The following is a 26,309-nucleotide window of genomic DNA, read 5'->3' as shown; positions in this document are numbered from 1 at the left end:
AATACCAAACCAATAGAATATTTACTGATATAACAAAATTAGGTATCTAGGTATCCGTACAGCTTCAAACGCTACACTATTTTAATTTTTTCTACCATCAAATGATAAAGTATAAATCTATTTTATTTAGAGGGTGTACATTTATTTAATTTTGTTATATATTACCAATAATAAATAACATTATATAAGGGTGAGTGAGTAATGAAGCGAACCGTGAAGATTGCCTCTTAAATTTATTCAAAAAATTTAGGAGGCATATAAACTATGACATTTAATGTAATTGATATAAATACTTGGGAAAGAAAACCTTATTTTGAACATTTTTTAAATCATACTAGATGTACGTTCAGCATGACTGCAAATATAGATATTACAAGGTTATTAGCAAAAACTCATGAAATGAATATTAAGTTTTATCCTGTTTTTATCTATATGGTTACTAAGGTCGTTAATTGTCAAGTTGAATTTAGAACCTGTTTGGATGAAAAAGGAAGACTGGGATTTTGGGATCAGATGATACCAAGCTATACTATATTTCATAACGAGGATAAAACGTTTTCTACTATATGGACAGCATACGAAGTAAACTTCTATCCCTTTTATAAAAACTATCAACAGGATATGAAGCTTTATGGCAATGTAAAGGAGATAAGCGCAAAAAAACAAACGCCTAAAAACGCAATTCCTATTTCTTGCATCCCTTGGACTAGTTTTACAGGTTTTAACTTAAATATCTTTAATGATGGTACATTCTTACTACCAATCATTACAGGAGGTAAGTATTTTAATCAGGGAGATAAATTATTTTTACCTATTTCAATACAAGTCCATCATGCTGTTTGCGATGGATATCACGCTAGTCAATTCTTTAACGAATTACAGCGATTAGCTGACGAGTGTAAAGAGTGGCTATAACCCACTATATTTTTCATATTAAATGACGTAATGGGCTGGTAATTAGCAGCCCTTTTCTTATACAGGACTTAGATTATTTCTAAAAAGAAGCAAAGTTTCAAAACATACACACAGATTATAGAAATGATGAATTTGCGTATTGATTATCGCAGCTTCCTATTTTAAAAAAGGTATTGGGAGGAAGAAATTTGTGAAATTAGTGCCAATATATAGAATACATACTTATGTGGTTCCAGAATCTTTGGATAGAGTATTAGAAGGTGTGTTACATGTTGATGATTTAATTTATGGAAACTATAAAAACGTAGCTTGGCATTCAAATGATGGTATAGAGCAATTTGTCTCTTCAAAAAAATTCTATGCCAACAGAGGGAGATATAGGAGAAAGGAAGCAAGTAACGTCGTTTAAGTTAGAATTTTCTATTCCTAGAGATAAGCATTTATTATTAAAAGTAATTGAAGAAGGCATTTACCCTAATCATCCTTGGGATGAACCAGTCGTGCAAGTAACCGAAGCATTTGAAACAAGAAAGCATGGATAAATCGTTTGGTAACATAATCATTCACTAGATTTTTAAGACAAACGGAGGTAGAAAGATGAAGATAAAAGAAGTACCAATTAAATTTGAATTTAATGGACAAAACAATTATATTTATCCCAGCTTACTTATATCAAATAATGAATTAACCTTGATTGATACAGGGTATACAGGCTTTTTAAGTTTAATAGAAAATGAAATTTTAAAACATGGATATGAAATGAAGCATTTAAAGCGTATCATCATTACACATTATGATGATGATCATATAGGGTCCTTATACGATTTCAAGGAAAAATATCCTTGGATTAACATTATAGCTAGTGACCTTGAAGCAAAATATATTAGTGGTGAAATGAAGTCAGAGAGATTGATTCAAGCAGAACAAAAGCTAGAAAATATGCCAGAAGAAGAGATGGAATTTGGCAAATGGTTTATACAGCAATTAAAGAATTTAAAGCATGTTCCAATTGATGAAAAAGTCCAGGATGGAGATATGATTTTAGATAACAAATGTCGAATAATAGCAACGCCAGGGCATACTTCGGGTCACATTTCATTATATATTCCGAGTTTAAAAAGTGTCATTACAGGTGATGCAGCTGTTAAAGAAAATCAAGAATTAGTTATCGCTAATCCACACTTCTGTTTACATATTGAGAAAGCGGAACAATCTTTGAATAAAATTAAAAGTCTTCAAGCTGAACATTACTATTGTTATCATGGTGGAAAACTTACGTTAATGGAGGCGTAGACACTAATCACCAGCCCAAGGATTATCCGAAATTTATAATAGAAAAGCGCTTCCGCAAACAGGTAGTTGCCAAGTAGCCTTTCAGCATAAAACCCATGCGGGATAAATTGAAACTTTCATATAAATTATCGTAATATAAGAATGAGCAGCAAAGGAGGCGGAGCATAGATAGGTAGTTTTATAAATTTGATTTAATATGAATGTATGTAAATTAATAGAAGGAGTGAAACGATGGATAATGACAAAAATTTTGACGAACCTGAGGAGCAAAAAAGCAAAATAAACTTTGACTTTGGTAAGAGTTTAAATGAAACGAAAGGTATACTAAAGGATGCCATTATAAGACCACATTCTGTAGTGAAGTCGAATCATATCATTGGAATTGAAACGAGTATCCTCATACTGTTAATACTTTCAATTATCATAGGTTTATGTAACTTTTTATTCTTTAAGTTTGGATTCGATGGCTTATTGAGTATGTTTACAGAGATTGGAATTATGTTTTTAATAACTGGGACTCTTTCCTGGATTATTACTTTTGCAGCAGGCTATGTCTCTCTATTTATGTTATTGAAGTTTCTGGGGAATGCAAAATTCTCTCACCGCGAATTACTTACAAAGTACGCTGTCGTAAACATTCCATTTGCTGCTATTTTCTGCTTGGTTATCTGCTTTTTTGGATTTCTAATGATAGACTTGTTTGTAATTACCTACGTTTTTGCACTAATGTTGTATGGAGTCATCCATATTTATCTTTTCCTTGTACATATCAACAAACCAAAGTTTGATTTGTATTGGACCATGGCGGGATATTTGCTGGTACTGACCGTACTTACATATATGCTGAATGGAATTGATTTTAGTTCATTTTAACACTTAGAAAAATGTCAATGGACTTCCATTAGATAGATATAATGACCAAATTTATGGTACAGGAATCACCGCTTGAAGTGGGGGCAAAAAATCCTCTGCTAACTATCTTATTGTGCAATAGTACGCAGTGGGACGTTTGCTATGTGGGCTTGTATCATGCAAAAGTTTTTACTGCCAATTATATGCGGGATAAGCAATTAAATCAGGATTTGGTTCACTTTCTTTCACTTAGATATAACCTTGGTTTCCTAGGGCAGACTTCAACTAAAACTAGTCATTTTTCATATTGCTAAATATATTACTATTCCAAAATTAGTTAAGGGAGAAGGAGTTCTCTATCTATGCTCAAAAAATTTTATATGGTTTTTTTAACTTTATTAATAGCTGTTGGAGCGGTTTTATTGGCTGCTAGATATCCAACAGGTCCTAATACTGTTTCATACGATGAACCAGCTGGTTAGTGGATATCTATTGGTATAATCATTGTACTCTTTTTACCGCCTTTGCTTTTATCACTATTTAGTAATCGTGTTGTACGAAACATATCGGCAATGTATCAAGCATTTATAGTGATCTCATTTTTAGGAATTATACCAGTCGGATTTCTTTCTCCTAATAATCTTGGGTTAAGCGCTATTGCCATTTTAGGAGTTTTAGTTAGTATAGCTAGTATTATTGTAACCTTAAAAATCAAGTCAAATAAAAAAGCCAAATTTTAAATTACTTCAACTAATAGCTTTATGCATACACGTTATGAAAAGATGGACCTTTTCATACAAATTAATCGAAGCTAAACGAGATAGATATCTTTATTCGTTTCCAAATCGCACGAAGATGTTAAATAGTTATTGACGAATTTTCATATACTCCTTAAAAAACACCCTAAATATTAGTTTTATCTATTGTCTACTTGACAGAGAGCATATCACTAAATTTAGGGTGTGGTATCTTCTCAAGTTGTACATAAGAATGAGGCTTTTGTAAATTCATAACAACTCCCCGTTTTTTTAACCTCATTCAAATTCCTTCCTCATATAAGCATTCCCCCACTTCTCTATGGATTTTATTATTGGAATAAGATCCTCACCAAGAGCTGTTAGATAATATATTACCTTCTTAGGGTAATCGCTTGTTTCTTCTCTTTCAATAATACCATCTTTCTCCATATCTCTAAGCTGTAGTGTAAGAATGCGTTGAGTAACACCTGGTATTTCACGGCGTATCGCATTGTAATTCATTGGTGATTGAGACAGTAAAAATAGAATGATACCTTTCCATTTACCACCAATGATATGCATCGTTAATTCAATTGGACAGGCATGCTTTACAGTTAACGTACAAGTACCATATTGACTGCTTTTAAAGTCTGACATTTCCTCACCTCAATGGGTAGTTACAAAATTGTGCCTTCTTGTTACTACCTTTTTATCTTGTTAAATTTATGATATCAAATAAATAAGAGAAGGTGTATGAATTGAAATTCGTCCAAATTTCTAAACATATTTATAGACTTACCTACGAAACCGTTGTCGGTATTCCAGTCAAGATTAATACATGGTACGTAGTGGATGGTGAAGATGTTTACATCATTGATACCGGGATGGAAGAATACGCACATATACAGCTAAAAGCAGCAAAATCCTTAGGTGTTCCCAAAAGTATTTTACTAACACATGGTCATCTGGATCATATCAATGGAGCTAAGTATCTACGAGCTGAATTAAACATTCCTATTTACTCACACAAGAATGAACTTCCGTTTATTAATGGAAAAATACCCTATCCAAATAAAGTAGAAAAGGAAACAACAGGTGTTGAACATCAGGTTGAGGCTTTTCAAGATAGTGTCATTAACACGTTACCCCTCGATGTATATGAAACACCTGGTCATGCTCCAGGTCATGTCATTTACCATCATAAAGATGACAATGTGTTGATAACTGGAGACTTATTTATTTCTGATGCTAAGACCCTACACCCACCGATTAAAAAGTTCACAATTAATATGGAAGAAAATATTAATAGCGGGCGAGTAATAGATGATATCAAACCATCTATCCTATCTTCCTCACATGGTGAGGATGTTAAATATAATGACAAGTTATATACCATTTATAAATTTACATATGAATAGGAGATATAAAAATGAAAATACAATTATTTCAATTAGAGATTATAGAAGGCAACGTAGAACAAAATGAAAATCGTATCAAAGCCTTATTTGAAGAAAAACTCGAAACAGATACAGAGGTTGTTATACTACCTGAAATGTGGAATAACGGGTATGATTTACAACATTTAACAGAAAATGCAGATGTCGATTTAACAAGAAGTTTCCCTTTTATCCAACATTTAGCGACTAATCATCATGTAAATATTATTGCAGGTTCCGTTTCAAACAAACGCAATAAGAATATATATAATACCGCCTTTGTGGTATCAAAAACGGGTAAGCTAATTTATCAAAAAGATAAAATACATCTCGTGCCAATGTTAGATGAACAGCTTTATTTAACAGGTGGAAATGAAGCACCAGAAGTATTTGAAATTAACGATATCAAGGCAACTCAAATTATATGTTACGACTTACGTTTCCCAGAAATCACACGTTACCCAGCGTCTCAAGGAGCAAAAATCATTTTCTATGTCGCCCAGTGGACCACCAAAAACTTAAACCATTGGCGAACATTATTGAAAGCAAGAGCTATAGAAAATTGTGTCTATGTCGTTGCATGTAATAGTGTAGGTGTCGTGAATAACGAAAAACATGTCGGCAACACATACGCAGGACATTCCATCGTCATCGATCCAAATGGAAATATTATTCAAGAAGCAGGCAATCAAGAGACAATCTTAACAACAGAAATCGATATACAGAAGGTAACAGAACAACAGCAAAACATTCCTATTTTTGAAAACCTGAGACCGGATGTTTATAAGTATTCGGAATAGTACTTTCGTTATCGAGGCTACAAATAAGGTGAATCATCAATCAGTGGAGATTTGTTTATTCTCTACTGATTGTTCGTACCACAAGGGTATGACCTAAAGGTCTTTGAACCATTCGGACACTTACTGGCAGTCGATCCCCCACTTACCAACATTGGTTTCATTTTTTACTTGAAGTCGGCACCTCACTGCCAGTTATATGTGTGATAAAATTTGTGTAGGAAAATTAAAGTCATTCAAGAAAAATTCCAAATTGTAGGGAAATACATTTACTTAGTCTTGTAATTTAATGTAAACTGACTTTACACAATCCTTTAAACAGTTTATTGTAAAACAAATATACATATCTTAACCGTTTTAGTTAGGAGGAAATGAACATGACAAAAAGCAATGAAAAAGAGTTATCAGTAGAACAACGTGAAGGATTACTCAAAGCATTGAAAACACGGTTTGAGAAAAACATGCACCGTCACCAAGGTGTCGAATGGGCTAACGTCCAAGCAAGGCTGGAAGCTAATGCGGAAAAACTGTGGTCGCTTCATGAAATGGAAAGCACTGGCGGTGAACCCGATGTTGTTGGTCATGAGCAGGGCCAATACATTTTTTATGATTGTTCAGCTGAAAGCCCTAAGGGCCGCAGAAGCGTTTGCTATGACCGTGAAGCACTAGAGGCAAGAAAAAAACATCAACCAGAGAATAATGCAATTGATATGGCAACTGCCATGGGCATTGAACTTTTAACAGAAGAACAGTATCGAGCGTTACAGCAGCTGGAACATTTCGATAAGAAAACGTCAAGTTGGGTGCAAACACCCTCAGATATTAGAGAACTCGGCGGTGCCCTTTTTTGTGATTATCGCTATGGGCATGTCTTTCTGTATCACAACGGTGCATCCTCTTACTATGCTGCTAGAGGATTCCGTGGCTCGCTAAAGGTCTAAATTTTACACAGACAACTAAGTATGGACTTCTGCGATAAGACTTTGATTCATTCTTCAGCTAACATGCATAAAGGGTGAAATCATATGATTACATCTATAAAGGGACATTTTATTTTATCTGAGATAACCGCGGTTTATAATGCTGGGATATGAACACAAAAACATGGGTGTGCTACCATTACATTTTGAAAATGGAGAAAGTGCAGATTCATTAGGTTTAACTGGTAAAGAAAGTTCAAACAAAAAAGCAGCAATAAAGTGAAACCTCAATCAGTGAGGAGCTTATTTACCTCCCCCTTCTCTATATTGGTTTCACTCTATTGCTTGAAATGAGGGTCTTACTGCCAGTTATATACAAGATAAAGCTTTAACGAAAACAGTCATTCTCCATAACATCCTAATGAAAAAAAGCGTATGATTATTGTATAGAGAGGAGAGGTTTTTATCGACATTACCAATCCAGCAGGTTTTCAAAACAGATTCTTGGCAAGAGTTTTAGATGTTATTATTATTTTTTTAGTGACAGGAATTATTTCGCAATTTCTATACGGTGTATTCTATGATAATGAAACCATTCGTCCTATTGATTATTTAGGGCTTATATATAGCCTGATAACACCTATTGTTTGGTATGGGTACACGCTAGGGAGGAGAATGGCGGGAAACCGTATTGTAAGAATTGATGGCAGAAAAATTGGCATAGGAACAATGATATTAAGAAATATTGTAGCAGGAATTATTTACATTCTTACGTTTGGAATAGGATTAATCGTAAGCGCCTTCATGGTAGGAGTGAGAGAAGATAGACGTGCCATTCACGACTTTATCGCACAAACGTATGTGACAACAAATCCCCCAACAAAAGTTCAATAATAATAGGGTAAATTATTTTAGACTCCTAGCTAACTTACCATCCAAAATCGAGCTATTTTCCATAAAAAGCTGTAAATAAGAAAGGCATCTCCAAATATAAAAGAGGTGCCTTTCTTTATGTTTAAGCAATCAGAAAGAAATCTATTTAAATAATAAATTTTTATTGTAAATCAATAAATTTTAATTGATTTACATATATATTTGATTTAGAATTAGTTTGTAATAAATAATAACAAAGGAGAATGTTTGATGAAAAAGAAATATCTGTTAGCTTCTACACCAATCTTGTTGGGTGCTATATGTTTCGTTATCTATAGCTTAATTGGTTCAAGTGTGGAACCTGATGGTACTTTAATTGAACCGTTCTTCTTAATTAATTTATCTTATCTATTTGTTTTTAGTGGTGTACTCACCATATTTCTTATTTCTATCGTTTCCTTCATTAAGCGAATTAGCAATTAGCATTACGTTATAGAACAAATAGTCATAGTCCTTATGTTTAATGTAAGTAAGGGCTATTATAACCCTTATGAATACGAAGAGGGGAGAACATGAAATATATCATAGACCTTTTTTATTTCGGTTACCATCAGGCTTTATCATGCATTTTTCCAGTGGTTATTTTCGCGACACTTGCTTTGTCCAAGATAATTTCTATACCTGGCATACCACGCTACGATTTTATTCTACTAATCTGTCTTATTACGCAATATCTGATGTTAAAAACCAATTTGGAGTCATTTAAAGAGTGGAAAGTGATATGTATTTTCCACGTTATCGGATTACTACTAGAAGTATATAAAGTATATTTGGGTTCGTGGTCTTATCCTGAAAAAGCGTGGTCAAAAGTTCTTGGGGTACCACTTTATAGTGGTTTTATGTATGCAAGTGTCGCTAGTTATATTTGTCAGGCATGGCGTAGATTTCATTTAAAAATGAATAAATGGCCCAAAAATATATGGACAATACCACTTGGATTGATGATTTATTTAAACTTTTTTACGCATCATTTTATTTTAGATTTTCGTTGGATTTTAACACTGCTATTATTTATTGTCTTTTTACAGACTCATGTACAATTTATTGTACGGAACACAACATATAAAATGCCGTTGTCTATCTCATTTATCCTTATCGGCTTCTTCATTTGGGTTGCCGAGAATATTGCTACTTTCTTTGGGGCATGGCAATATCCTAATCAACAATTTTCATGGAGTTTTGTGCATATCGGAAAAATTAGTTCCTGGTACTTACTAGTAGTAATAAGCATCATGATTGTAGCGCAGTATAAACGATTTATGACACCTCTTCCTAAAAAAGAAAAGTATTCCATTAACAATCTTGTTTAAACAACCTTTTTATATCTACTTTAATATGAACGTGCCCCACTCCTTAGCGAGTAAGGCACTATTTCTTTATTCAACTCTGACATACTGATTACTAGCTGTCACATAATAAACGTTTCCTTTACTATTTTTAACCTTGTATTGATAACCATTGCCTACTTTGAGCTTAGCTACAATCGTCGGAAAACCATATCCCTTTTTAAGATAGCCAACAACATATTTATCCGACCAACTGGGCTTGTTATAAAATCTTAATTGACCTGCATGTTTAGACTCTACTCGTTTGCCGATATAGCTTGCTTTTTGTGAATCGCCACGCATGCTATGAAGCAATGTAAGATTCTGACTGGCTGTTCCCCTATAACCTCGGATGCCATATTGAGCAGCATATCGCCGGCGTGCGCGAAAACTAGCGTTCTTGCCAATACTATTAAGGTAATCCACAATGGAATGACCGTTGTAGTTGTCTAATTCTTGGTTAGATGCACCATTAATTTCATCAATGAACCCCTTCCAATCATCAAGTAATTTTCTAGGGCAGTTCTTTCCACTCCAGTGCTTATGGGTAACAATTCTTGAAATCGGTATTTTATGCTCTTTCATCAATTTTTTAATTAGCCACTGTGCATTTTTTGTTGCTTTACGGAAGTCGCCATCGCTATTTTCACAAATCTCAATAGCAATGGATCGTCTATTACCAGTTCCATTTTCACCATCACCAGCATGCCAGCCGTTTTCATTCGTTGGAAGATGCTGGTATATTTCTTTATCATCTACGGTGTAATGCCAGCCAACAGTTCGACCACCTGCACCATTATGCAAGTATTGATTATGCATTTCTGCATCTGCGCCTTCGCTGGTATTAGCAGTATTGTGAATTGTTAAATAGAGCGGAACCATAGCATATCCAGGACGTTGTTCCTTTTGAGAGGTAGGTATAAAGTCTTTAATAATTTTTGGCATAAGAAATCTCCTCCTTAATATTTTTATATTAAAAAAACGGCTTGCCCGTGTGGACTAGCCGTTTGACTACTTAATAATGCTTATTCTGTTGTATACTGCTTATGGCTGAAAGAATATATTGATTACCTTGTTATAATAGCTACAAAGTTAAAATATTAAAATAGAAAGGTAATATCTTTGTTTAGTAATGAAGTCAGCAGTCGCCCCCACTTAACCATATTGGTTTCACTTTCTTATATTGAAGTGAGAGTCTTACTGCCAACTATCTGCGAGATTTAATACTCATATTAAATAGTGCCTACATGTTAGGCGCTTGCCTCAGTATTTTGATAAATCGTGTTTCCTTCCTTAATAGTCTCTACTACGTTAATGTTATGAATCGCCTCTTTATCTATCGTGAGCGGGTTCTGATCCAATATTACTAAATCTGCATATTTTCCGACGGCAATGCTCCCTTTTGTATCCTCCTCAAAATATTGATACGCCGCATTGATGGTAACGGCTTGTAACGCTTCGTAAACAGTAACACATTCCTCTTCTCCAATTCGCCGACCACTTCTAGTTTTACGATTCACAGCACACCAAATGGCATGAAGCATGTCAGGTTTAACAACAGGGGAGTCCTGATGAAAATTAACAGCCAATCCTTTATCGAAGGCTGTTTTTGCTGGACTAATTCTGCTACCTCGTTCTTCCCCTAAGTTTTTGAGGTGTACATCTCCCCAGTAGAAGGTGTGCACATTGAAAATCGACGGAATCATATTTAATTCAACCATTTTGTCCAATTGATCACTACGTACAGTTTGACAATGAATCATTACTGGACGCAGCTTGTGTTTATTCGGATTAGCTGCGTCTTTTAAGGCTTCCTCATAGCTTCGTAGTAACTGATCCGATGCGGCATCTCCATTACAGTGTGTCAGTAATTGAACATCATCATTAAGCGCAGTTAAAACAAATTTCTTTACCTCTTCATCTTGGAACCACGCATACCCTCTGTAATCCGTTTCTCCTTCATATGGTTCCGTTAACCAAGCTGTTTTGCCTTGTGGAGAACCGTCCAAAAAAAGCTTATATCCTCCAAGTTTAAACCGATTGCTGTACTTTTTAGCATACCTTTCGTATTGTTGTAGCAATTCTGTTGGTGCTTCCATTACTAATGGATAGGCAACGATATCTATCATGAGCTTGTTCTGATCTGCTAAGGTATGGAAAAGCTGCATCATTTCTTTACTTGTAGCACCGTCCTGGCAAGTCGTAATCCCATTTTTAATATATATTTCTTGACCTTGCTGCATCATCGCTGCAAAATTTGTCCCAATATCACTTACTACCTCTTCTCGGATAGCCATCATACTTGCTTCTTCTAAATATCCATTGGGCTCTAGTGATCCTCTTACTCTACCAATCTTACCGCCTTCATGATCTTTCGTATTTTCATCAATTCCAGCAAACTGTAAGGCCATGTCATTGACACAACCCATATGAGCAGATGTATGCATGACGATAACCATTCTATCCATCGACACTTGATTAAGTATTTCTTTGGTTGGATGCTGCTTTTCTTGTAATACATTATGGTCGTAACCAAAACCAATAACTGGATCGGTATCTCTCAATTGCTTCTCTTCTATATAAGACTTTAATGCGGTCACAATCTCATCGAAATTGTTACATGTACTTAAATCACACAAAGCTGCAACAGGACCAACCATCGAAACATGGCTATGAGGATCAATAAAGGAAGGTAACAACGTATGACCTTGTAAATTATGTTTTTCAATGTTGCCATTGTGTAATAGGGATTCAAACTTAGCTAACGAACCAAGGTCTTGAATGACACCTTTCTCTACCAATACAGCTTCGACTGATTCCTTGTCTTTTTCCATCGTGATAATTTCTCCACCATAATATAGCTTTTTCATTGTAATTCACCTATCCTTTCATAAATACAAATAAAAGACACTGTATTCATCGTGATCATATGTATGATACATAATATAAATGAAAACAGTGTTTATTTTTAATTGAATCGTATTCTATAAAATATAACGACGACAAGTTTGTTCTTAACATAGATTTTGGAAAATGATCGTGAATCAAGATTTCAAGCAACTTCTATTTATGCTATTTCATTTTGAATTACTAGAATAAGATGCTTTAGCAACTTTGGTAGGCTATAGTTCATCTTTTAGCTTACGCGTCCACTCTTATCTTTTTTCGTTGTACAGCAAACACAAAGCTTATTGCAATAAGTGAAATCATTATGGAATAGCGGGTAATCATAAGGAAATAATCAGGATAGGGAATCTCAACACCCGAAGTCATCCCATTTATATCAGTTGTGCTTTTTACTCTATCAATTCCCACGAAAAATAGTAAAAAAGAAAAGATAAAGGCATACATCCCTGTTTTTAGTAAGATCTTCTCCATAATCAATCCCTCCTCCTATTATTCTACCTGCAGGGTTGCCAATAAAGGGTATAACCCCTCCTCTTTAGCTCTTGGCTAACTCACATTCATTGTTTCATAAGCACAACCCTTAACCATTATTTTACATTTATTAACTTATATAATCAATCTACGCTTATTAATCAGTTGTTTTGAATGATCTGGATTACTAAAACTTCATACATAGTTAGTACCTCATTATAAAGTGGGGTCTTACTGCCAGTTATATGTGGGATAAAATTACGAATATGCATATGTATCAAAGCTTGACACACTTTTTTAATAAGCAGTTGATCAAATTGGGAAATTTTGAAATAATTAATATTGCATCAAAAATTAATGCTATAACTAAAAACAGGACATAGAAGAAAGGAAAAGGAAATGCAAAATCCTAAGCATATAATAGCAGTTTCTGCTTACGTTACTAATGAAAATGGAGAAGCTTTATTAGTTAAGACACACTGGCGTTCTGATACTTGGGAACCTCCAGGAGGTCAGGTGGAGGAAGGAGAACCTTTAGATAATGCTGTGTGTAGGGAAGTATTAGAGGAAACCGGAATAGTTATCTCACCTATTGGAATAACAGGAGTGTACTATAATGCTACTGTACATTTATTATCAGTCGTGTTTAAAGCAAAATATGTTGGTGGAGAATTAAAAATTCAACCAGAAGAAATAAAAGATGCAAGGTTCATTAAGTTAACTGAGGATAACATCGATAATTACATAACCCGTCCACATATGAAGTCTCGTACAATTGATTGTATAAGAGCAAAAAGCTTTATCCCTTATGAAACTTGGAAAGTAAAACCTTATAATCTTTTAGGTAGGTTAGACAATAACTCTTAAGCTTGCGCTTATGAGATAAGTGGAAACGTTTAATTATCGGTGCAAGATTACCGTGATGCTAAAATCAGAACGAGGTGGATATTATGAAATCATCCAGTTTATGGTCAATACTATTTATCGTTTTAGGTTTATTTTTCTTTGGATTAAACTGGATAATGGAGAGCTATTTTGAATCTATTGTATTAATAGGAGCTATTTTTTTATTGCTAGGAGGAGTGTTAAGTTTTATTGCTATCCTTAAAAAGGAAAAAGGTAGTTTGAAATTTATATCTTTCGCTTCGTTTTTTATTATCTTATTTCTCATTACTTGGTTTGAACCATTCCAAGTTATTCGTATCATAGCTTGGCTTAAAAATATTACTTAGCTAAGTGGTGTCTTATTTTGAAGAGTCTGGACAAAAGTAAATAAGAAAACAATAAAGGATTTAGCATCTGAAATATGCGAGACTCATTGAAAGAGTTTTGGACTGTTATTAGGCAGTCCATTTTTCTCGGAATTTAATTCGTTAAAAGTTAGTGATGTAGAACTAACTTGAATGCTATTTATGAAGGAAGAAGATATGACTCCATCTATAATCCCCCATAATTAACCATAAAGTGAAACTTCAATCCATAGGGGTTTTGTTTATCCACACTTCTCCATATTGGTTACTCTTTATTGCTTGGGAACGGGGTCTTATTGCCAGTTATATGTGAGATAAGAAGATAAGCTATAGAACATCTTCTAAAGCGATACTTCAAAGGTATCGCTTGTTTTAGTCTGGACTTTGGATGAAAAGCTCAAAATATTGACAGTTTAAAATTTATTTTTTCCTAAGAAGCGGAACTTTTCGGAATGTTATTCAGTCTGTATATATAAAGGGAAATTTCAATCCATTGTGGGAGTTATTTATCCCCCCACTGATTGTTCTTACCTCAAGGGTATGACCTATAGGCTTTGGAACCAATCGGACATTTACCGGCATTCGATTCCCCACTTCCATATTAGTTTCCCTTTATTGCTTGGGATCGGGGTCTTACTGCCAGTTATATGTGAGATAAAGGGAGGTGGTTGAAATCAGCCGTCTAAATGAAAAGGAAATATATGAAAGCCATTTTGAAAAGGTGTACAAAACAGCTTATTTTATTTTAAAAAACGAAGAACTAGCAAAAGATGCCACACACGATACTTTTATAAAAGCGTTCAAACATTTGAACAAAATCAACCAGCATGCAAGAATTAATACTTGGATAACTACTATTGCTACACGTACAGCTATTGATATCTATAATAAAAACAAAAAGCAAATAGCATATGAATTTAAAGAAGAAAACTATCTATCAAAGTCAGATGAGTTTAACGTTGAAATTGATGAGTTAGAAAATTATTTAGACAACATTCCACCTGAACAAAAACAAATATTGATTTTAAAATATATGGAAGAATTAACAGAGAAAGAAATTGCAAACCTTCTATCTATTAAACTAGGAACTGTGAAATCAAGAATATTTCGGGCAAAACAAAAATTATACGAACAGTATACGTTAGGAGGTGAAAATCGTGTTGGAGAATAATCAGAATGAACAAAGGTTAAAGGAACACGTAACAAAGGAGATAGATTCGATTAGAGTGCCAACAGGATTGAAAGAAGAAATGTGGACACAGGTTCAGCCTGTACGTAAGAAGAGAAGAATACCTTCAAAAGTTCTTCCGTATATAGCTACGCTTGCATGTGTAGCCGTCTTAATTCCGCTTGGGTTAGCTGTATTACCTTTTAATTCGGAACCAACACCTAGTGACGTTGTAACAACTCAAGAAGAACAGATAAAGACAATAGAAACTGTATTACAGAATGCTCTTAATGGTCCAGATGCTGAATTGAAGCAAATATTTAATCGTGATACATCTATAGAAGACAGTATCCAATATGATAAAGAGCGTTTTAAAGAATATTTTGCCAATGATACAGCCTATATGGAATTTGTAAATAGTTACGGTGCAGTTTTAATGATCATTCCTATACGAAACGAATACACGCTGCAAGTAAAAGATATCAAATTTGAAAAAACAGATTCTAAAGAGATTATTTATAACTTTTCAGTTGAGGTACTGTACCAAAAAGAGGGCAGTGAAAAATCAGACGTTGAAGTTGTTGATGGGCAAGCAAATCTTAATGAGGACCATAAAATAGAACGAATATTAATCCGATTAAACGACTTATGGAATGCTATAGAAAAAAACTAATGTAAAGGCGATTTAGACCATCGTCTTTTTCTTTACTACCGATAGTGGGTCGTTCACCCTTTTATACATGATAGTTGTTAATGAAAACTAAATCAGATGTACATTTAATAACAAAAAATTCTCTTTTGGTTTAATTCCTTTTTACAGTTTCTAACCCTACCATATTGATTAGGATTATATAAGTAAAACAAGCCCCTCGTGGAAGCTTGTTTTATTTTAATTTGTACGAGTTCCACTAGTGACAAATCCTAGCTTCCCACCAACAACTTCTTTCACCTCATGAATGACAACAAAGGAACTTGGATCAATGGTTTGCACCTTCTTTTTGATTTTTAAAAGCTCCGTCTTTTTAATAACCGTATAGATAATTCTTTTATCTTTATTGACGTAGTATCCATATCCATAATAAATCGTGGCAGCATTACCAAATTCGTTTGTAATTACGTTAGAAATTTCTTCATATTTATCTGACATAATCGTCATCGCTTTCTTATTATGGAAACCTTCAATTACTTGATCCGCTATTTTTGTACACAAATAGACAAATATAAAGCTATATAACATATTATTAATTCCAATAATAAATATGAAAGCTGCTATGATGATGCTATCCATATAAAATAGACTCTTAGAAAAGCTATATCCCTTTGTGTAATTTAATAAATATGCAAGAAGAGTTGTTCCACCGGTCGAGCCATCAGCGATGAAAATCAGACCTAAACCAGTCCCAAGTAATAATGCGCCAAATACAATGCCTAACACCATATCTTCAATACCAAACGGAACAAAGCTTAGGATACCAAGAAATAAAGAACTCATGGCAACACCTAATATGGTATAAAATATCGTTCTTTTCATTAAGAACTTATATGCGATCGCTATAAAAATAAGATTGATGATAAACGTACTTATACTTGTTGGGATCTGAAATAAATAGTATAGAATTAGAGACATACCAATTGTACTTCCATCACCTAATCTATTCGGAATAACAAAAAATTGAACGGATGCAGCAATCAGAAAAGATCCGACTATAATTAGAAGCACATCTTTTATAATGTTTTTCATATAAATAACCTCCCTAGCCAAAAAATTAAATGTAAACCTTCCATCAGTGGGAGCTTTGTTTATCCCCATGGTTTGGTAGTACCACAAGGGTATGACCTAAAGGCCCTAGAACCAATCGGACATTTACTGGCAGTTGATTCCTACTCACCAATATTAGGTTCTCTTTATTGCTTGATGTGGGGTCTTACTGCCAGTTATATGCGGGATAAAGTGAAACTTCAATCCGTGGGGTGGCGTATTATCCCCCACGGATTGTTAGGTGAACCAATCGGACATTTACTGGCAGTTGATTCCTACTCACCAATATTAGGTTCTCTTTATTGCTTGATGTGGGGTCTTACTGCCAGTTATATGCGGGATAAAGTGAAACTTCAATCCGTGGGGTGGCGTATTATCCCCCACGGATTGTTAGGTGAACCAATCGGACATTTACTGGCAGTTGATTCCTACTCACCAATATTAGGTTCTCTTTATTGCTTGATGTGGGGTCTTACTGCCAGTTATATGCGGGATAAAGTGAAACTTCAATCCGTGGGGTGGCGTATTATCCCCCACGGATTGTTAGGTGAACCAATCGGACATTTACTGGCAGTTGATCCCTACTCACCAATATTAGGTTCTCTTTATTGCTTGATGTGGGGTCTTACTGCCAGTTATATGCGGGATAAAGTGAAACTTCAATCCGTGGGGTGGCGTATTATCCCCCACGGATTGTTAGGTGAACCAATCGGACATTTACTGGCAGTTGATCCCTACTCACCAATATTAGGTTCTCTTTATTGTTTGATGTGGGGTCTTACTGCCAGTTATATGCGGGATAAATAAAAGACTTTAGAAATTAACTATTTCTTAACCTCTAAAGCCACTAAATTCAACTATTAATTTATACACCTCATCATGTAACTTCACGATTATAGTAATCTCTACAAGCAAAGTCAATACACTGTAAAATTTTTAGATTAATAAGATATATAATCCATTGTCATTCCTATTAGCTATGCTTTTAAAAACAAGCTGAAATTGTATGCCTATTGGTGAATCACATGAAAATCAGCCTAACATTATATAAAATGAAACTTTAATCCGTTGGCTTTTGTTTATCTCCACGGATGGTAGTTAAACAAATTGGACATTTACTGCCGTCGATCCACCACTCTTCTTAAGACGAACAATTCTTATTATGAAGTGGACACACCAGACAGTGTGTGAGTGTTTCCTTCTTTTTTTCCAGCTTATGAAAGTAGCAGCACGTACGCCTTATTTTTTGTTCACTAAGAGAATTGGGATTAGTCAGATAACTACTCATAGGATGATTCATACAATCAAAATAGCTTCCATCCAATTGATTCAACTCTCTAGCAAGTTCAATAATTCTTTGGCGATGATCGGGATATTTCTCCACTGCTTTTCTAAAGAAAGAGTTGAGCCGAACCGCTACATTTTCCCATAAAATAAAAAGAGGAATATTTGTCACCTGGTGAAACGCCTGCAACAATGGCAGGATATGATAAGCAAAAAGCCCCTCCCAAGAATCCTGTCGTGAGTCAGTATATTTGACCTGTAGAGCATCTACCCTAATATCCAACTGCTCGCTAATGGTGCAAGAGGAAAGGGGAATGATTTTGGCTTGTTCTTCCCATAACATGGAATTCAATACCTGAGCTGGAAGAACCTGAGCGTACTTCTTCATCATCATTGACGCAGTAACCTTTAAGTTGGGAGCATAGATTCGCTGCATTTGATGATTTAAAAATTCAATACATTTTACCTCTTCCATTAATGCAAGAACAGGAATCATTAACGAAACCCCTTTCTGTTGCGATATAGTAAATAAATGAAAAATGGTGCCCCAATCCCAGCTGTAAATACTCCAGCAGGAATATCCGATGGCAAAAAGGCCGTACGAGCTATGATATCAGCTCCCATCACTATTAACGATCCGATAAGCGCAGAACCAACTACTAAATTAGCAAACGATTTATGCAATATAATCCGAGCGATATGAGGAGCGATTAGCCCAACAAAAGCTATGCCACCTGCAAAAGAAACAGCAGCGCCAGCTAATGCAACACTCAAAGCAAGTAATAGAAAGCGGAAAAATTGAACTCGAACACCCATACCGATCGCTATATCGTCTCCTAATTGCTTGACATTCACAATCCCTGTAAAAAATAGCGAGAGAAAGATCAAGGTAAGGATAATGGGAAGGAGAATGATTACTTCCTGCCAATTGGCACCGTATAGACTTCCGGTTAACCATAGATATACTTTAGAAGCAATGGCAGACTCACTTGATACCATAAACATGGTCACTATGGCATTGGTCAATGCAGAAATGCCAATTCCAATAAGAATTAATCGCATGGGAGTCACCCCATTTGACCATGATAATAAATAGATAATAGCTGATGTAACTGCTGCTCCAATAATCGAAGCCAAGGGAAGCCAATTGACACTCATCTCACCCAGTAAAAAAACAATAAACAAAACCGCTCCTACAGACGCCCCTCCTGTTACTCCTACAATGTCCGGAGAACCTAGAGGATTACGAATCATCCCCTGTAGAATTAACCCGGAAACTCCAAGCCCTGCACCCACAAGGAAACCCATTATTACACGGGGCATTCGGAGTTCATGAAGTATAAAAGTATAATCGCTTTCACTAAAGAGCTCTTGAAAAACCGCTCCCACAGGAATATAACTGCTTCCTGCTGAAAGGCTTATGATAAAGAAAACTACCGTAAGCAATAATAAGCAAATCAAAATAAACAACGACTTTTTATGAAATTGCATTGAAATTTTATCATTTTTACTTCTGATTGTGTAAAAGTCACCCACTTTTCTTCACCCCTTTTCTAGCTATATAAATGAAAAATGGCGTTCCGAAAAGAGCCGTCATAACTCCTATAGGCATTTCCTGAGGGGCAATGACGAGTCGTGCTGCGATATCGGCACATAACAGCAAAGTAGCCCCGAATATACCACTGATCGGTAAAATCCATTGATAATTTGGTCCTGTGATTCCTTTAACAATGTGAGGTACAACCAGGCCAATAAACCCTATCGACCCTGCTATAGCTACAGAGCCTCCAGCTAAAAACACAATAATGATTCCGATTACCAATTTAACCAAACTGGTGTTTAGCCCAAGATTTTTAGCCACATCATCACCAGACATAAGAATGTTCAGTGGCTTTCCAACCAATAACGAAATAATAATGGCTCCTAAGATAAAAGGAAGAACCGGTAGAAGAAGGCTTAATTCCCGACCCGCCACAGAACCAGCTAGCCAAAACAACACGCTTTGTATACGCTGTTCATCCAAAACGAGCATCCCTTGCGTGAATGAGATAAAAAGCGCGCTAATTGCGGCACCCGCTAAGACAATGCGAACCGGAGACAAGCCATCTTCTCCCATTGAACCTAGTAAATATACGATCGCCCCCGCAAGTCCAGCTCCTATAAAGCCAATCCACATATACCCGCTTAAGGATTCTACTGAAAAGAAGGTAGCTGAAGCGACGATAAAAAATAGTGCTCCTGCATTCACCCCAAAGATGTCAGGTGCTGCTAATGGGTTACGCGTCAATGCTTGCATAAGCGCTCCGGCAATGGATAGACTTGCTCCTATGGTAATAGCAATTAATGTTCGGGTTAAGCGCGACGTACGAATAATGACCTGATTTGTGTCGGAAGGGTCATAATGGAAGAAGGCGTCCCAAACTGTAGAGAGAGGTATAGAGGTTTTTCCTAAAAATATGCTTAAAAAAGATGCAATTACAAATAAAAGCAATAGAACAAGAAGCGTTATCCACCTTATATGTCGATTGTTTATAAATTTGTTCATTATTTTTCTCCCCAAAGAAACAAAGATAGGAGAAATCCTCCTATCTTTCGTCATTTATTTTTCTAAATCAAACCTGTCATACAAATCGTCCAGCATTAAGTTTGCGGCTTGAATTCCACCTGACATGTTCCATATAACTTCATCGACCATATGAACCTCGTCATTGTTTACAGCGTCCAGATTCTGCCAAAGAGGGTGGTTCGTCCATTCTTTATAATTATCTTTAATCGCTGGGTCATCACTCATGAAAACATAGAAAACATCAGCGTTCATTTCATTAATACTTTCTTTATCGGTTAGCTTCATACCCCATTCATCTGATTGTTGATTCTCTGGTCTAGTGAAGCCTGCTTCTCTAAGAATCATTCCGGCAAAACTATCAAAATAAATACGAGCATGATCACTTCGGAAGTTCAAGATAGAAACATTTAGCGGCCACTCATCTCCTAACTTTTCGGCAGCTTTTTTATTGAAATCTTTAATCCGTTCATCCCAATTGGTCAAGATTTCATCTGATTTATCTTGCTTATTCAACGTTTCTCCCATTAATTTAACTGTTTCCTTAAATTCATAGACTTGATCAATGGCTACAGTGGGAGCAATTTTATTTAGTTTTTCATAGATTTCCTCATGTCGGAGTTTCGATGCAAAAATAACATCCGGTTTTAACTTCGCAATCTCCTCTAAATTTGGCTGTGTCTCTTCCCCCACTAATTTCGTTCCTTCTAGATCATCTCTAAGATACTTATAAATAGGTTTCTCTACCCAGGACTCAACGATTCCTACTGGCTCCACCCCAAATACAATAGCGGTATCCGTTGCTCCTTGGTACAGCGTCACAACTTTTTCAGGGGTTCCCTTGATAGTTGTCGTCCCCATAGCGTGATCAATTTCCCGCTCTTTTGAATTCTCGCTTGAAGACTTCTCCCCTTCCTCAGACGAAGCGTTTTCTGAAGAAGTTTCTTCCGATCCACAAGCTACAAGCAGTGTAACCATAAGTACAACAAATAAAAGTAATCCCCATTTTTTATGTAATTGGTTATTTAGCATATGTATTCCCCTTTTTTTGATAATGATAATCATTTTCATTTAATATTATAGTATTTCATATGATAACTCATGTCAACAATACAGTTAGGACTTTCCATCATTTAACTATAAGTAGAATTATAGAATTAAAAAGGAGCTTCTCAAAAGTTCAATAAACTAATCAGAAGCTCTCTACAATATAAAGTAAATCCTTTTTATTAAATAACAAAAGGTATGTTATTCAGGGGTTATCAAACAAACTCCTTCACATAGGGTTTCAGGCGTTATTACATCACCTGAATTTTTTGGAAAAATATTTTCTCGCTCGTTTGGGCATTTTAAAATCTCCTCGGCTTTTATTTGAGCCAAGTCTATCTGCCCTTAACTAACTTGTCCAATTAGGTGTAACAGATTCATGTTAACTTTTTAATTACACCCGAATATTCTTCATTTAAAAATTTCTTACTAAACTCACTTGTTAATAAGAGAATTAGATATCCTTTTCATTACGACACTTTTTACATCTTTTCGGGTATGAAAAGCCTTTTTTCTCATAAAATCGTTGCTCTCCCGTTGTAAAAGTAAATCTTACTCCACATATCCAGCATTTTAAAAGCAGGTCATGCGGCTCTAAGCCCTCTAGTGCTTCATTTATAGATTCTGTCCTTTCTTTTACAACTGAATGATCAATCGGCTCATTTCTATTTATTACATTTATAGTTGTTCGAATCTCAGCTCTTACCTTTTTATAATCAACTTTCTCCCATAATTCTAAATAAGGAATAAACGCTTGATCTCCGGACTCTTTAATCTTCTCAAGCAATAATAGAATCATTTTCCTATTCCGATCCTTTAAATAGCTCATATCAGGATTTTGTTTTCCCTGTTTGGCCCATTCCTTCCATTCATTTAAAAGTTCATCAGCATATTGATCGGACTCTATGTACCAACCCCGCTCTGTGAAAACAATCATTGGAAATTTTCCGTCATACTCAATTTCTAGAAAATCATAATCAATCATCCAATCAATTTTTTTCATAATTTCATCTAGTTTCTCTGACTTAAAATAACCATAGACAGGACACCTATCCAACCCCAGTTGCAATACTTTCTTTTCCCGTGAACCCTTTAAGATTTTAGCAAGAAGTGTTCTTCCTCCTTTTGCAATAATTTCATCAGATGCTCTCAATATAACTTTTATCTCTTCCTCAGATAATCGATTAATCTTAGATTTCTTCAAAACGGTAAGTCCTCCTCATCCACCCAGCGTTTAGATACAATCGCATCTTCTTGCTTCATAGATTTTCTTAATGCTTTACTGAGAGCTGGGTTAACTGTTAGGACCCTTCCAAACATCTCCCCATAAAGATTACGAATCCATACTTTAACAGTTGCTTTCCTTTTTTGATTAGGGACTGGGATATTTTTAATTAAGCTCTTTGGTGTCATCCTCAACTCCTTGGCCATTTGTATATCAGTCTCATTCAAACGACATCGTGTTTTTGCCCCTTCCCAAGCTTGTGAATTCTTTTTTGTCGCCATCACCATATCCACACCTTTTTATCATTCTATAATTTCTGAGGATTACCATAAGTCCTGTATAATTGTGTGTATTTTTTACTTGAATCCCTCTTCTATTTTGTTCTCTTTAGTGACAAGACTTCACATTAATTTTACTTTGTTTGAGTCATCTATAAAAGTCATGTATTCTTTTTTATATCGTTTTTCTTTCATCTTCAATTTTTTTGATATTTTCTTTTCAGCAATACACCACCAAAACAGCAAGTTACCCTCATTAAAGAAACCTTTTTAGCAAACTTTTATCATGTCGGATACTTGGTATACAGAAATCTACCTTCAGTATCTAATCTGTACACCGTATCCGCAGCCAATTCATTTCACAACTACAGTCACAAGGGTTCCCGGCTAAATTCTAAATTTTTTCACTGTTTTTTCTAAGAAAATTATAAATCCAACCTACTTAAAGCAGTGAATAGACAAAAAGAGACTTCTCAAGAGTTGAAACCCATTGAGAAATCTCTGTTACTTCATGTTAGTATTTTGTTAGCAAATAAATCAATAATCCTTATTTATCAAGAGTTTTGGAGCATGAATTACATCATGCCGCCCATTCCACCCATGCCGCCCATGTCAGGCATTCCGCCACCTGCAGCGCCGCCATCTTCTTCTGGTTTGTCAGCGACTACTGCTTCTGTAGTTAGGAACATAGCTGCTACAGATGCTGCGTTTTGTAGTGCAGAACGAGTAACTTTTGTTGGGTCAACAATTCCTGCTTCAACCATGTTTACCCATTCGCCAGTTGCTGCATTGTAACCAACGCCAACTTTTTCACCTTTTAGACGTTCTACAATGATAGATCCTTCTAGACCAGCATTGTGTGCGATTTGACGTACTGGTTCTTCCATAGCACGACGTACAATGTTTGCACCAGTTGCTTCGTCACCTTCAAGATTAAGTTCGCTTACTTTGTTATAAATATTTACTAGTGCAGTACCTCCACCAGCAACAATACCTTCTTCAACTGCTGCACGTGTAGAGTTCAATGCATCTTCAATACGTAGCTTGCGTTCTTTTAATTCTGTTTCTGTTGCAGCACCGACTTTAATTACTGCTACACCGCCAGCTAGCTTAGCTAAGCGTTCTTGTAATTTTTCTTTATCGAAATCAGAAGTAGTTTCTTCAGCTTGTGCACGAATTTGTGCTACACGAGAAGAAATTGCTTCAGGATTTCCAGATCCTTCTACGATCGTTGTGTTTTCTTTTGTAACAACAACTTTAGATGCACGACCTAATTGCTCAATTGTTGCACTCTTAAGATCTAAGCCAAGATCTTCTGTAATTACTTCTGCACCTGTTAGAGTAGCAATATCTTCAAGCATTGCTTTACGACGATCACCGAATCCAGGAGCTTTTACAGCTACAGCGTTGAACGTACCACGAAGCTTGTTAACTACTAAAGTTGCAAGAGCTTCGCCCTCTACATCTTCAGCGATCATTAATAGTGGCTTGCTTTGCTGAACAACTTGCTCAAGTACAGGTAGTACTTCTTGGATATTACCAATCTTTTTATCTGTAATAAGAATGTATGGATCTTCAAGAATTGCTTCCATTTTATCTTGGTCAGTAACCATGTATGGAGAAGCATATCCACGATCAAATTGCATACCTTCAACAACTTCTAATTCCGTGTTAAAGCCTTTAGATTCTTCAATCGTAATTACACCGTCGTTTCCAACGCGTTCCATTGCTTCAGAAATCAAGCTTCCAACTTCACTGTCACCAGATGAAACGGCTGCTACTTGGGCAATAGATTCTTTACTTTCAATTGGATTTGAAATAGTTTTAAGTTCATTCACTGCTACCTCTACTGCTTTCTCAATACCACGACGAACGCCAACTGGGTTAGCACCTGAAGCAACGTTCTTAAGTCCCTCACGAATCATTGATTGAGCTAATACAGTTGCAGTTGTTGTACCGTCACCAGCAACATCATTTGTCTTAGATGCAACTTCTGATACAAGCTGTGCACCCATGTTTTCGAAATGATCTTCTAGTTCAATTTCTTTTGCGATGGTTACACCATCATTTGTAATTAATGGGGAACCAAATTTTTTATCTAAAACGACATTACGGCCTTTTGGTCCTAATGTTACTTTAACTGCGTCTGCTAATGTATCTACACCACGAAGCATTGCGCGACGTGCGTCTTCACTGAATTTAATTTCTTTAGCCATTGATAAAGCCCTCCTTAAATTCTTTAATTAAGTATCTGTATATCTAAGATTAGCCTATGACAGCTAAGATGTCATCTTCACGAAGAATTAAGTACTCTTTGCCTTCGTATTTAACTTCTGTACCAGCAAATTTTGAAAAGATAATGCGGTCACCTTCAGAAACTTCTAGAGCAACTTTTTCACCATTTACGATTTTTCCAGAACCAACAGCTACCACATTTCCTTCTTGTGGTTTTTCTTTTGCAGAGTCTGGAAGTACGATACCGCTTGCAGTTTTCTCTTCTTGTTCAACAAGCTCGATAACAACGCGTTCTCCTAGTGGTTTAATCATGAAGAAAGCCTCCTTAATTCCATGTCATTTTATTTATTAGCACTCTATATCACCGAGTGCTAATTCCAATTAATATGATAAATAATTCCTGTTAAAAATGCAAGTATGAAGAATAGATTTTTTTATAAAATTTTCTTACTCGAATCAATTCGTATGTCTTTACCTTCACAACATATCCAAAACCTTTGTTATAACATAAAGAATTACTTCAATGAGTCTACTGCCTGCACAGAAAAGTATTATCATTGATAATGTTTTACCTTGAACACAATAAAGTGAAACTTCAATTCGTGGGAGTTTTGATTATCCTCCACGCTTTGTTAGTACCACAAGGGTATGACCTAAAGCATTTGAGCCAAGCGGATTTACTGGCAGTCGCCCCCCACTTTTAATGCTTATGGCGAAAAAGACCAACTTTATTTCCTTATTAACATACAGATAATGAATTTGTCATACCAAGCCAATGATTCATTCTATTGTAAGTAGCTTTTCATTTTATGATAAAATAAGAGAAGTATAAATAAATACGGTTCTATAGCTTACATAGAATCACCTTAACACACCTTTTTATGTTGCTGATACGTCACTTTTACATGATGTCT

At 35.5% G+C, this 26,309-nt stretch carries 29 protein-coding genes and 1 pseudogene; 17 read left to right on the top strand and 13 right to left on the bottom strand.

Going from position 1 to position 26,309, the window contains the following annotated elements:
* Positions 1-264 precede the first annotated feature (264 nt).
* The 5 genes and pseudogenes from catA (at position 265) to D9782_RS09065 (ending at position 3,800) form a co-directional block, all read left to right on the top strand.
* The gene (gene catA / locus D9782_RS09085; RefSeq protein WP_026683185.1) at positions 265-915 is read left to right on the top strand and encodes a type A chloramphenicol O-acetyltransferase; all 651 of its coding nucleotides are present in this window, start codon (positions 265-267) and stop codon (positions 913-915) included.
* A 359-nt stretch (positions 916-1,274) separates the two neighbouring features.
* On the top strand, positions 1,275-1,457 hold the full coding sequence (locus D9782_RS09080; RefSeq protein WP_162986357.1) for a hypothetical protein: 183 nt from the start codon (positions 1,275-1,277) through the stop codon (positions 1,455-1,457).
* 55 nt (positions 1,458-1,512) lie between these two features.
* Positions 1,513-2,208 (top strand): MBL fold metallo-hydrolase, encoded by a 696-nt coding sequence (locus D9782_RS09075; protein WP_121604561.1) that lies wholly within the window; start codon positions 1,513-1,515, stop codon positions 2,206-2,208.
* Positions 2,209-2,439: 231 nt separating this feature from the next.
* Positions 2,440-3,081 (top strand): hypothetical protein, encoded by a 642-nt coding sequence (locus D9782_RS09070; protein WP_026679797.1) that lies wholly within the window; start codon positions 2,440-2,442, stop codon positions 3,079-3,081.
* Positions 3,082-3,422: 341 nt separating this feature from the next.
* Positions 3,423-3,800 (top strand): annotated as a pseudogene (locus D9782_RS09065) (hypothetical protein).
* 294 nt (positions 3,801-4,094) lie between these two features.
* Here D9782_RS09065 and D9782_RS09060 read toward each other — a convergent pair.
* Positions 4,095-4,454 carry a winged helix-turn-helix transcriptional regulator gene (locus D9782_RS09060; protein WP_026679796.1) on the bottom strand — a complete coding sequence of 120 codons (360 nt, stop codon included), beginning with the start codon at positions 4,452-4,454 and terminating at the stop codon, positions 4,095-4,097.
* 101 nt (positions 4,455-4,555) lie between these two features.
* Between D9782_RS09060 and D9782_RS09055 the strand changes: the two genes are divergently transcribed.
* The 7 genes from D9782_RS09055 (at position 4,556) to D9782_RS09030 (ending at position 9,193) form a co-directional block, all read left to right on the top strand.
* Positions 4,556-5,215: an MBL fold metallo-hydrolase gene (locus D9782_RS09055; RefSeq protein ID WP_026679795.1), complete on the top strand. Its 660-nt coding sequence runs from the start codon at positions 4,556-4,558 to the stop codon at positions 5,213-5,215.
* Positions 5,216-5,226: 11 nt separating this feature from the next.
* On the top strand, positions 5,227-6,033 hold the full coding sequence (locus D9782_RS09050; RefSeq protein WP_026679794.1) for a carbon-nitrogen family hydrolase: 807 nt from the start codon (positions 5,227-5,229) through the stop codon (positions 6,031-6,033).
* Positions 6,034-6,407: 374 nt separating this feature from the next.
* The gene (locus tag D9782_RS09045; RefSeq protein WP_121604560.1) at positions 6,408-6,971 is read left to right on the top strand and encodes a DUF4256 domain-containing protein; all 564 of its coding nucleotides are present in this window, start codon (positions 6,408-6,410) and stop codon (positions 6,969-6,971) included.
* Between the two features lie 139 nt (positions 6,972-7,110).
* The gene (locus D9782_RS23790; protein WP_256365769.1) at positions 7,111-7,233 is read left to right on the top strand and encodes a hypothetical protein; all 123 of its coding nucleotides are present in this window, start codon (positions 7,111-7,113) and stop codon (positions 7,231-7,233) included.
* Between the two features lie 182 nt (positions 7,234-7,415).
* Positions 7,416-7,844 carry an RDD family protein gene (locus D9782_RS09040; protein WP_026679792.1) on the top strand — a complete coding sequence of 143 codons (429 nt, stop codon included), beginning with the start codon at positions 7,416-7,418 and terminating at the stop codon, positions 7,842-7,844.
* A 249-nt stretch (positions 7,845-8,093) separates the two neighbouring features.
* Positions 8,094-8,306 carry a DUF3955 domain-containing protein gene (locus tag D9782_RS09035; RefSeq protein ID WP_026679791.1) on the top strand — a complete coding sequence of 71 codons (213 nt, stop codon included), beginning with the start codon at positions 8,094-8,096 and terminating at the stop codon, positions 8,304-8,306.
* Positions 8,307-8,395: 89 nt separating this feature from the next.
* Complete coding sequence (locus D9782_RS09030) at positions 8,396-9,193, top strand: DUF817 domain-containing protein (protein ID WP_121604559.1); 798 nt, start codon at positions 8,396-8,398, stop codon at positions 9,191-9,193.
* A gap of 66 nt (positions 9,194-9,259) precedes the next feature.
* Here the strand turns inward: D9782_RS09030 and D9782_RS23875 are convergent, their stop codons facing one another.
* From D9782_RS23875 to D9782_RS09015, 3 genes are all read right to left on the bottom strand, one after another.
* Complete coding sequence (locus D9782_RS23875) at positions 9,260-10,153, bottom strand: peptidoglycan recognition protein family protein (RefSeq protein ID WP_121604558.1); 894 nt, start codon at positions 10,151-10,153, stop codon at positions 9,260-9,262.
* Between the two features lie 305 nt (positions 10,154-10,458).
* On the bottom strand, positions 10,459-12,078 hold the full coding sequence (locus D9782_RS09020; RefSeq protein WP_121604557.1) for an amidohydrolase: 1,620 nt from the start codon (positions 12,076-12,078) through the stop codon (positions 10,459-10,461).
* A 271-nt stretch (positions 12,079-12,349) separates the two neighbouring features.
* A complete protein-coding gene (locus tag D9782_RS09015) occupies positions 12,350-12,586 on the bottom strand; it encodes a hypothetical protein (RefSeq protein ID WP_121604556.1) in 237 nt (78 codons plus the stop codon).
* 399 nt (positions 12,587-12,985) lie between these two features.
* On the opposite strand from D9782_RS09015, the gene D9782_RS09010 reads away from it, so the two are divergent.
* From D9782_RS09010 to D9782_RS08995, 4 genes are all read left to right on the top strand, one after another.
* The gene (locus D9782_RS09010) at positions 12,986-13,453 is read left to right on the top strand and encodes an NUDIX hydrolase (protein WP_121604555.1); all 468 of its coding nucleotides are present in this window, start codon (positions 12,986-12,988) and stop codon (positions 13,451-13,453) included.
* Positions 13,454-13,536: 83 nt separating this feature from the next.
* The gene (locus D9782_RS09005; RefSeq protein ID WP_121604554.1) at positions 13,537-13,818 is read left to right on the top strand and encodes a hypothetical protein; all 282 of its coding nucleotides are present in this window, start codon (positions 13,537-13,539) and stop codon (positions 13,816-13,818) included.
* A 682-nt stretch (positions 13,819-14,500) separates the two neighbouring features.
* Positions 14,501-15,007, top strand: coding sequence for an RNA polymerase sigma factor (locus D9782_RS09000; protein WP_121604553.1), 507 nt, complete (start codon positions 14,501-14,503; stop codon positions 15,005-15,007).
* Complete coding sequence (locus tag D9782_RS08995; RefSeq protein ID WP_026679787.1) at positions 14,994-15,677, top strand: hypothetical protein; 684 nt, start codon at positions 14,994-14,996, stop codon at positions 15,675-15,677. Before D9782_RS09000 ends, D9782_RS08995 begins: the two co-directional genes overlap by 14 nt.
* A gap of 216 nt (positions 15,678-15,893) precedes the next feature.
* On the opposite strand, the gene D9782_RS08990 is transcribed toward D9782_RS08995, so the two are convergent.
* On the bottom strand, positions 15,894-16,745 hold the full coding sequence (locus D9782_RS08990; protein ID WP_026679786.1) for a YitT family protein: 852 nt from the start codon (positions 16,743-16,745) through the stop codon (positions 15,894-15,896).
* Between the two features lie 72 nt (positions 16,746-16,817).
* On the opposite strand from D9782_RS08990, the gene D9782_RS08985 reads away from it, so the two are divergent.
* Positions 16,818-17,570, top strand: a complete 753-nt coding sequence (locus D9782_RS08985) for a hypothetical protein (RefSeq protein WP_121604552.1) — start codon at positions 16,818-16,820, stop codon at positions 17,568-17,570.
* A gap of 334 nt (positions 17,571-17,904) precedes the next feature.
* On the opposite strand, the gene D9782_RS08980 is transcribed toward D9782_RS08985, so the two are convergent.
* From D9782_RS08980 to groES, 8 genes are all read right to left on the bottom strand, one after another.
* Complete coding sequence (locus D9782_RS08980) at positions 17,905-18,543, bottom strand: hypothetical protein (RefSeq protein ID WP_121604551.1); 639 nt, start codon at positions 18,541-18,543, stop codon at positions 17,905-17,907.
* Entirely contained in the window at positions 18,543-19,538 is a 996-nt protein-coding gene (locus D9782_RS08975) for a FecCD family ABC transporter permease (protein WP_051388274.1), read from the bottom strand. The genes D9782_RS08980 and D9782_RS08975 overlap by 1 nt, the downstream gene beginning before the upstream one ends.
* A gap of 37 nt (positions 19,539-19,575) precedes the next feature.
* Positions 19,576-20,592 (bottom strand): FecCD family ABC transporter permease, encoded by a 1,017-nt coding sequence (locus D9782_RS08970; RefSeq protein ID WP_121604550.1) that lies wholly within the window; start codon positions 20,590-20,592, stop codon positions 19,576-19,578.
* 54 nt (positions 20,593-20,646) lie between these two features.
* Positions 20,647-21,642: an ABC transporter substrate-binding protein gene (locus tag D9782_RS08965; RefSeq protein ID WP_121604549.1), complete on the bottom strand. Its 996-nt coding sequence runs from the start codon at positions 21,640-21,642 to the stop codon at positions 20,647-20,649.
* A gap of 469 nt (positions 21,643-22,111) precedes the next feature.
* Positions 22,112-22,861, bottom strand: coding sequence for an RQC-minor-1 family DNA-binding protein (locus D9782_RS08960; protein ID WP_121604548.1), 750 nt, complete (start codon positions 22,859-22,861; stop codon positions 22,112-22,114).
* Complete coding sequence (locus D9782_RS08955; protein WP_121605855.1) at positions 22,858-23,163, bottom strand: hypothetical protein; 306 nt, start codon at positions 23,161-23,163, stop codon at positions 22,858-22,860. Before D9782_RS08955 ends, D9782_RS08960 begins: the two co-directional genes overlap by 4 nt.
* Before the next feature lie 572 nt (positions 23,164-23,735).
* A complete protein-coding gene (gene groL, locus D9782_RS08950; protein ID WP_026680381.1) occupies positions 23,736-25,376 on the bottom strand; it encodes a chaperonin GroEL in 1,641 nt (546 codons plus the stop codon).
* 49 nt (positions 25,377-25,425) lie between these two features.
* The gene (groES, locus tag D9782_RS08945; protein WP_026680380.1) at positions 25,426-25,707 is read right to left on the bottom strand and encodes a co-chaperone GroES; all 282 of its coding nucleotides are present in this window, start codon (positions 25,705-25,707) and stop codon (positions 25,426-25,428) included.
* Positions 25,708-26,309 lie beyond the last annotated feature (602 nt).

The sequence above is a fragment of the Virgibacillus sp. Bac332 genome, assembly GCF_003667785.1.
Lineage (GTDB): Bacteria > Bacillota > Bacilli > Bacillales > Amphibacillaceae > Virgibacillus > Virgibacillus salarius.
Note: the sequence above shows the minus strand (reverse complement) of the source record. Positions and strands in the feature narration are given on the sequence as shown.

Coding starts and splice junctions, on each gene's coding strand:
- catA (WP_026683185.1), top strand. CDS start 265: ATGACATTTAATGTAATTGATATAAATACTTGGGAAAGAAAACCTTAT.
- D9782_RS09080 (WP_162986357.1), top strand. CDS start 1,275: ATGCCAACAGAGGGAGATATAGGAGAAAGGAAGCAAGTAACGTCGTTT.
- D9782_RS09075 (WP_121604561.1), top strand. CDS start 1,513: ATGAAGATAAAAGAAGTACCAATTAAATTTGAATTTAATGGACAAAAC.
- D9782_RS09070 (WP_026679797.1), top strand. CDS start 2,440: ATGGATAATGACAAAAATTTTGACGAACCTGAGGAGCAAAAAAGCAAA.
- D9782_RS09060 (WP_026679796.1), bottom strand. CDS start 4,454: ATGTCAGACTTTAAAAGCAGTCAATATGGTACTTGTACGTTAACTGTA.
- D9782_RS09050 (WP_026679794.1), top strand. CDS start 5,227: ATGAAAATACAATTATTTCAATTAGAGATTATAGAAGGCAACGTAGAA.
- D9782_RS09045 (WP_121604560.1), top strand. CDS start 6,408: ATGACAAAAAGCAATGAAAAAGAGTTATCAGTAGAACAACGTGAAGGA.
- D9782_RS23790 (WP_256365769.1), top strand. CDS start 7,111: ATGCTGGGATATGAACACAAAAACATGGGTGTGCTACCATTACATTTT.
- D9782_RS09035 (WP_026679791.1), top strand. CDS start 8,094: ATGAAAAAGAAATATCTGTTAGCTTCTACACCAATCTTGTTGGGTGCT.
- D9782_RS09030 (WP_121604559.1), top strand. CDS start 8,396: ATGAAATATATCATAGACCTTTTTTATTTCGGTTACCATCAGGCTTTA.
- D9782_RS23875 (WP_121604558.1), bottom strand. CDS start 10,153: ATGCCAAAAATTATTAAAGACTTTATACCTACCTCTCAAAAGGAACAA.
- D9782_RS09020 (WP_121604557.1), bottom strand. CDS start 12,078: ATGAAAAAGCTATATTATGGTGGAGAAATTATCACGATGGAAAAAGAC.
- D9782_RS09015 (WP_121604556.1), bottom strand. CDS start 12,586: ATGGAGAAGATCTTACTAAAAACAGGGATGTATGCCTTTATCTTTTCT.
- D9782_RS09010 (WP_121604555.1), top strand. CDS start 12,986: ATGCAAAATCCTAAGCATATAATAGCAGTTTCTGCTTACGTTACTAAT.
- D9782_RS09005 (WP_121604554.1), top strand. CDS start 13,537: ATGAAATCATCCAGTTTATGGTCAATACTATTTATCGTTTTAGGTTTA.
- D9782_RS08990 (WP_026679786.1), bottom strand. CDS start 16,745: ATGAAAAACATTATAAAAGATGTGCTTCTAATTATAGTCGGATCTTTT.
- D9782_RS08980 (WP_121604551.1), bottom strand. CDS start 18,543: ATGATTCCTGTTCTTGCATTAATGGAAGAGGTAAAATGTATTGAATTT.
- D9782_RS08975 (WP_051388274.1), bottom strand. CDS start 19,538: ATGCAATTTCATAAAAAGTCGTTGTTTATTTTGATTTGCTTATTATTG.
- D9782_RS08970 (WP_121604550.1), bottom strand. CDS start 20,592: ATGAACAAATTTATAAACAATCGACATATAAGGTGGATAACGCTTCTT.
- D9782_RS08965 (WP_121604549.1), bottom strand. CDS start 21,642: ATGCTAAATAACCAATTACATAAAAAATGGGGATTACTTTTATTTGTT.
- D9782_RS08955 (WP_121605855.1), bottom strand. CDS start 23,163: ATGGCGACAAAAAAGAATTCACAAGCTTGGGAAGGGGCAAAAACACGA.
- groL (WP_026680381.1), bottom strand. CDS start 25,376: ATGGCTAAAGAAATTAAATTCAGTGAAGACGCACGTCGCGCAATGCTT.
- groES (WP_026680380.1), bottom strand. CDS start 25,707: ATGATTAAACCACTAGGAGAACGCGTTGTTATCGAGCTTGTTGAACAA.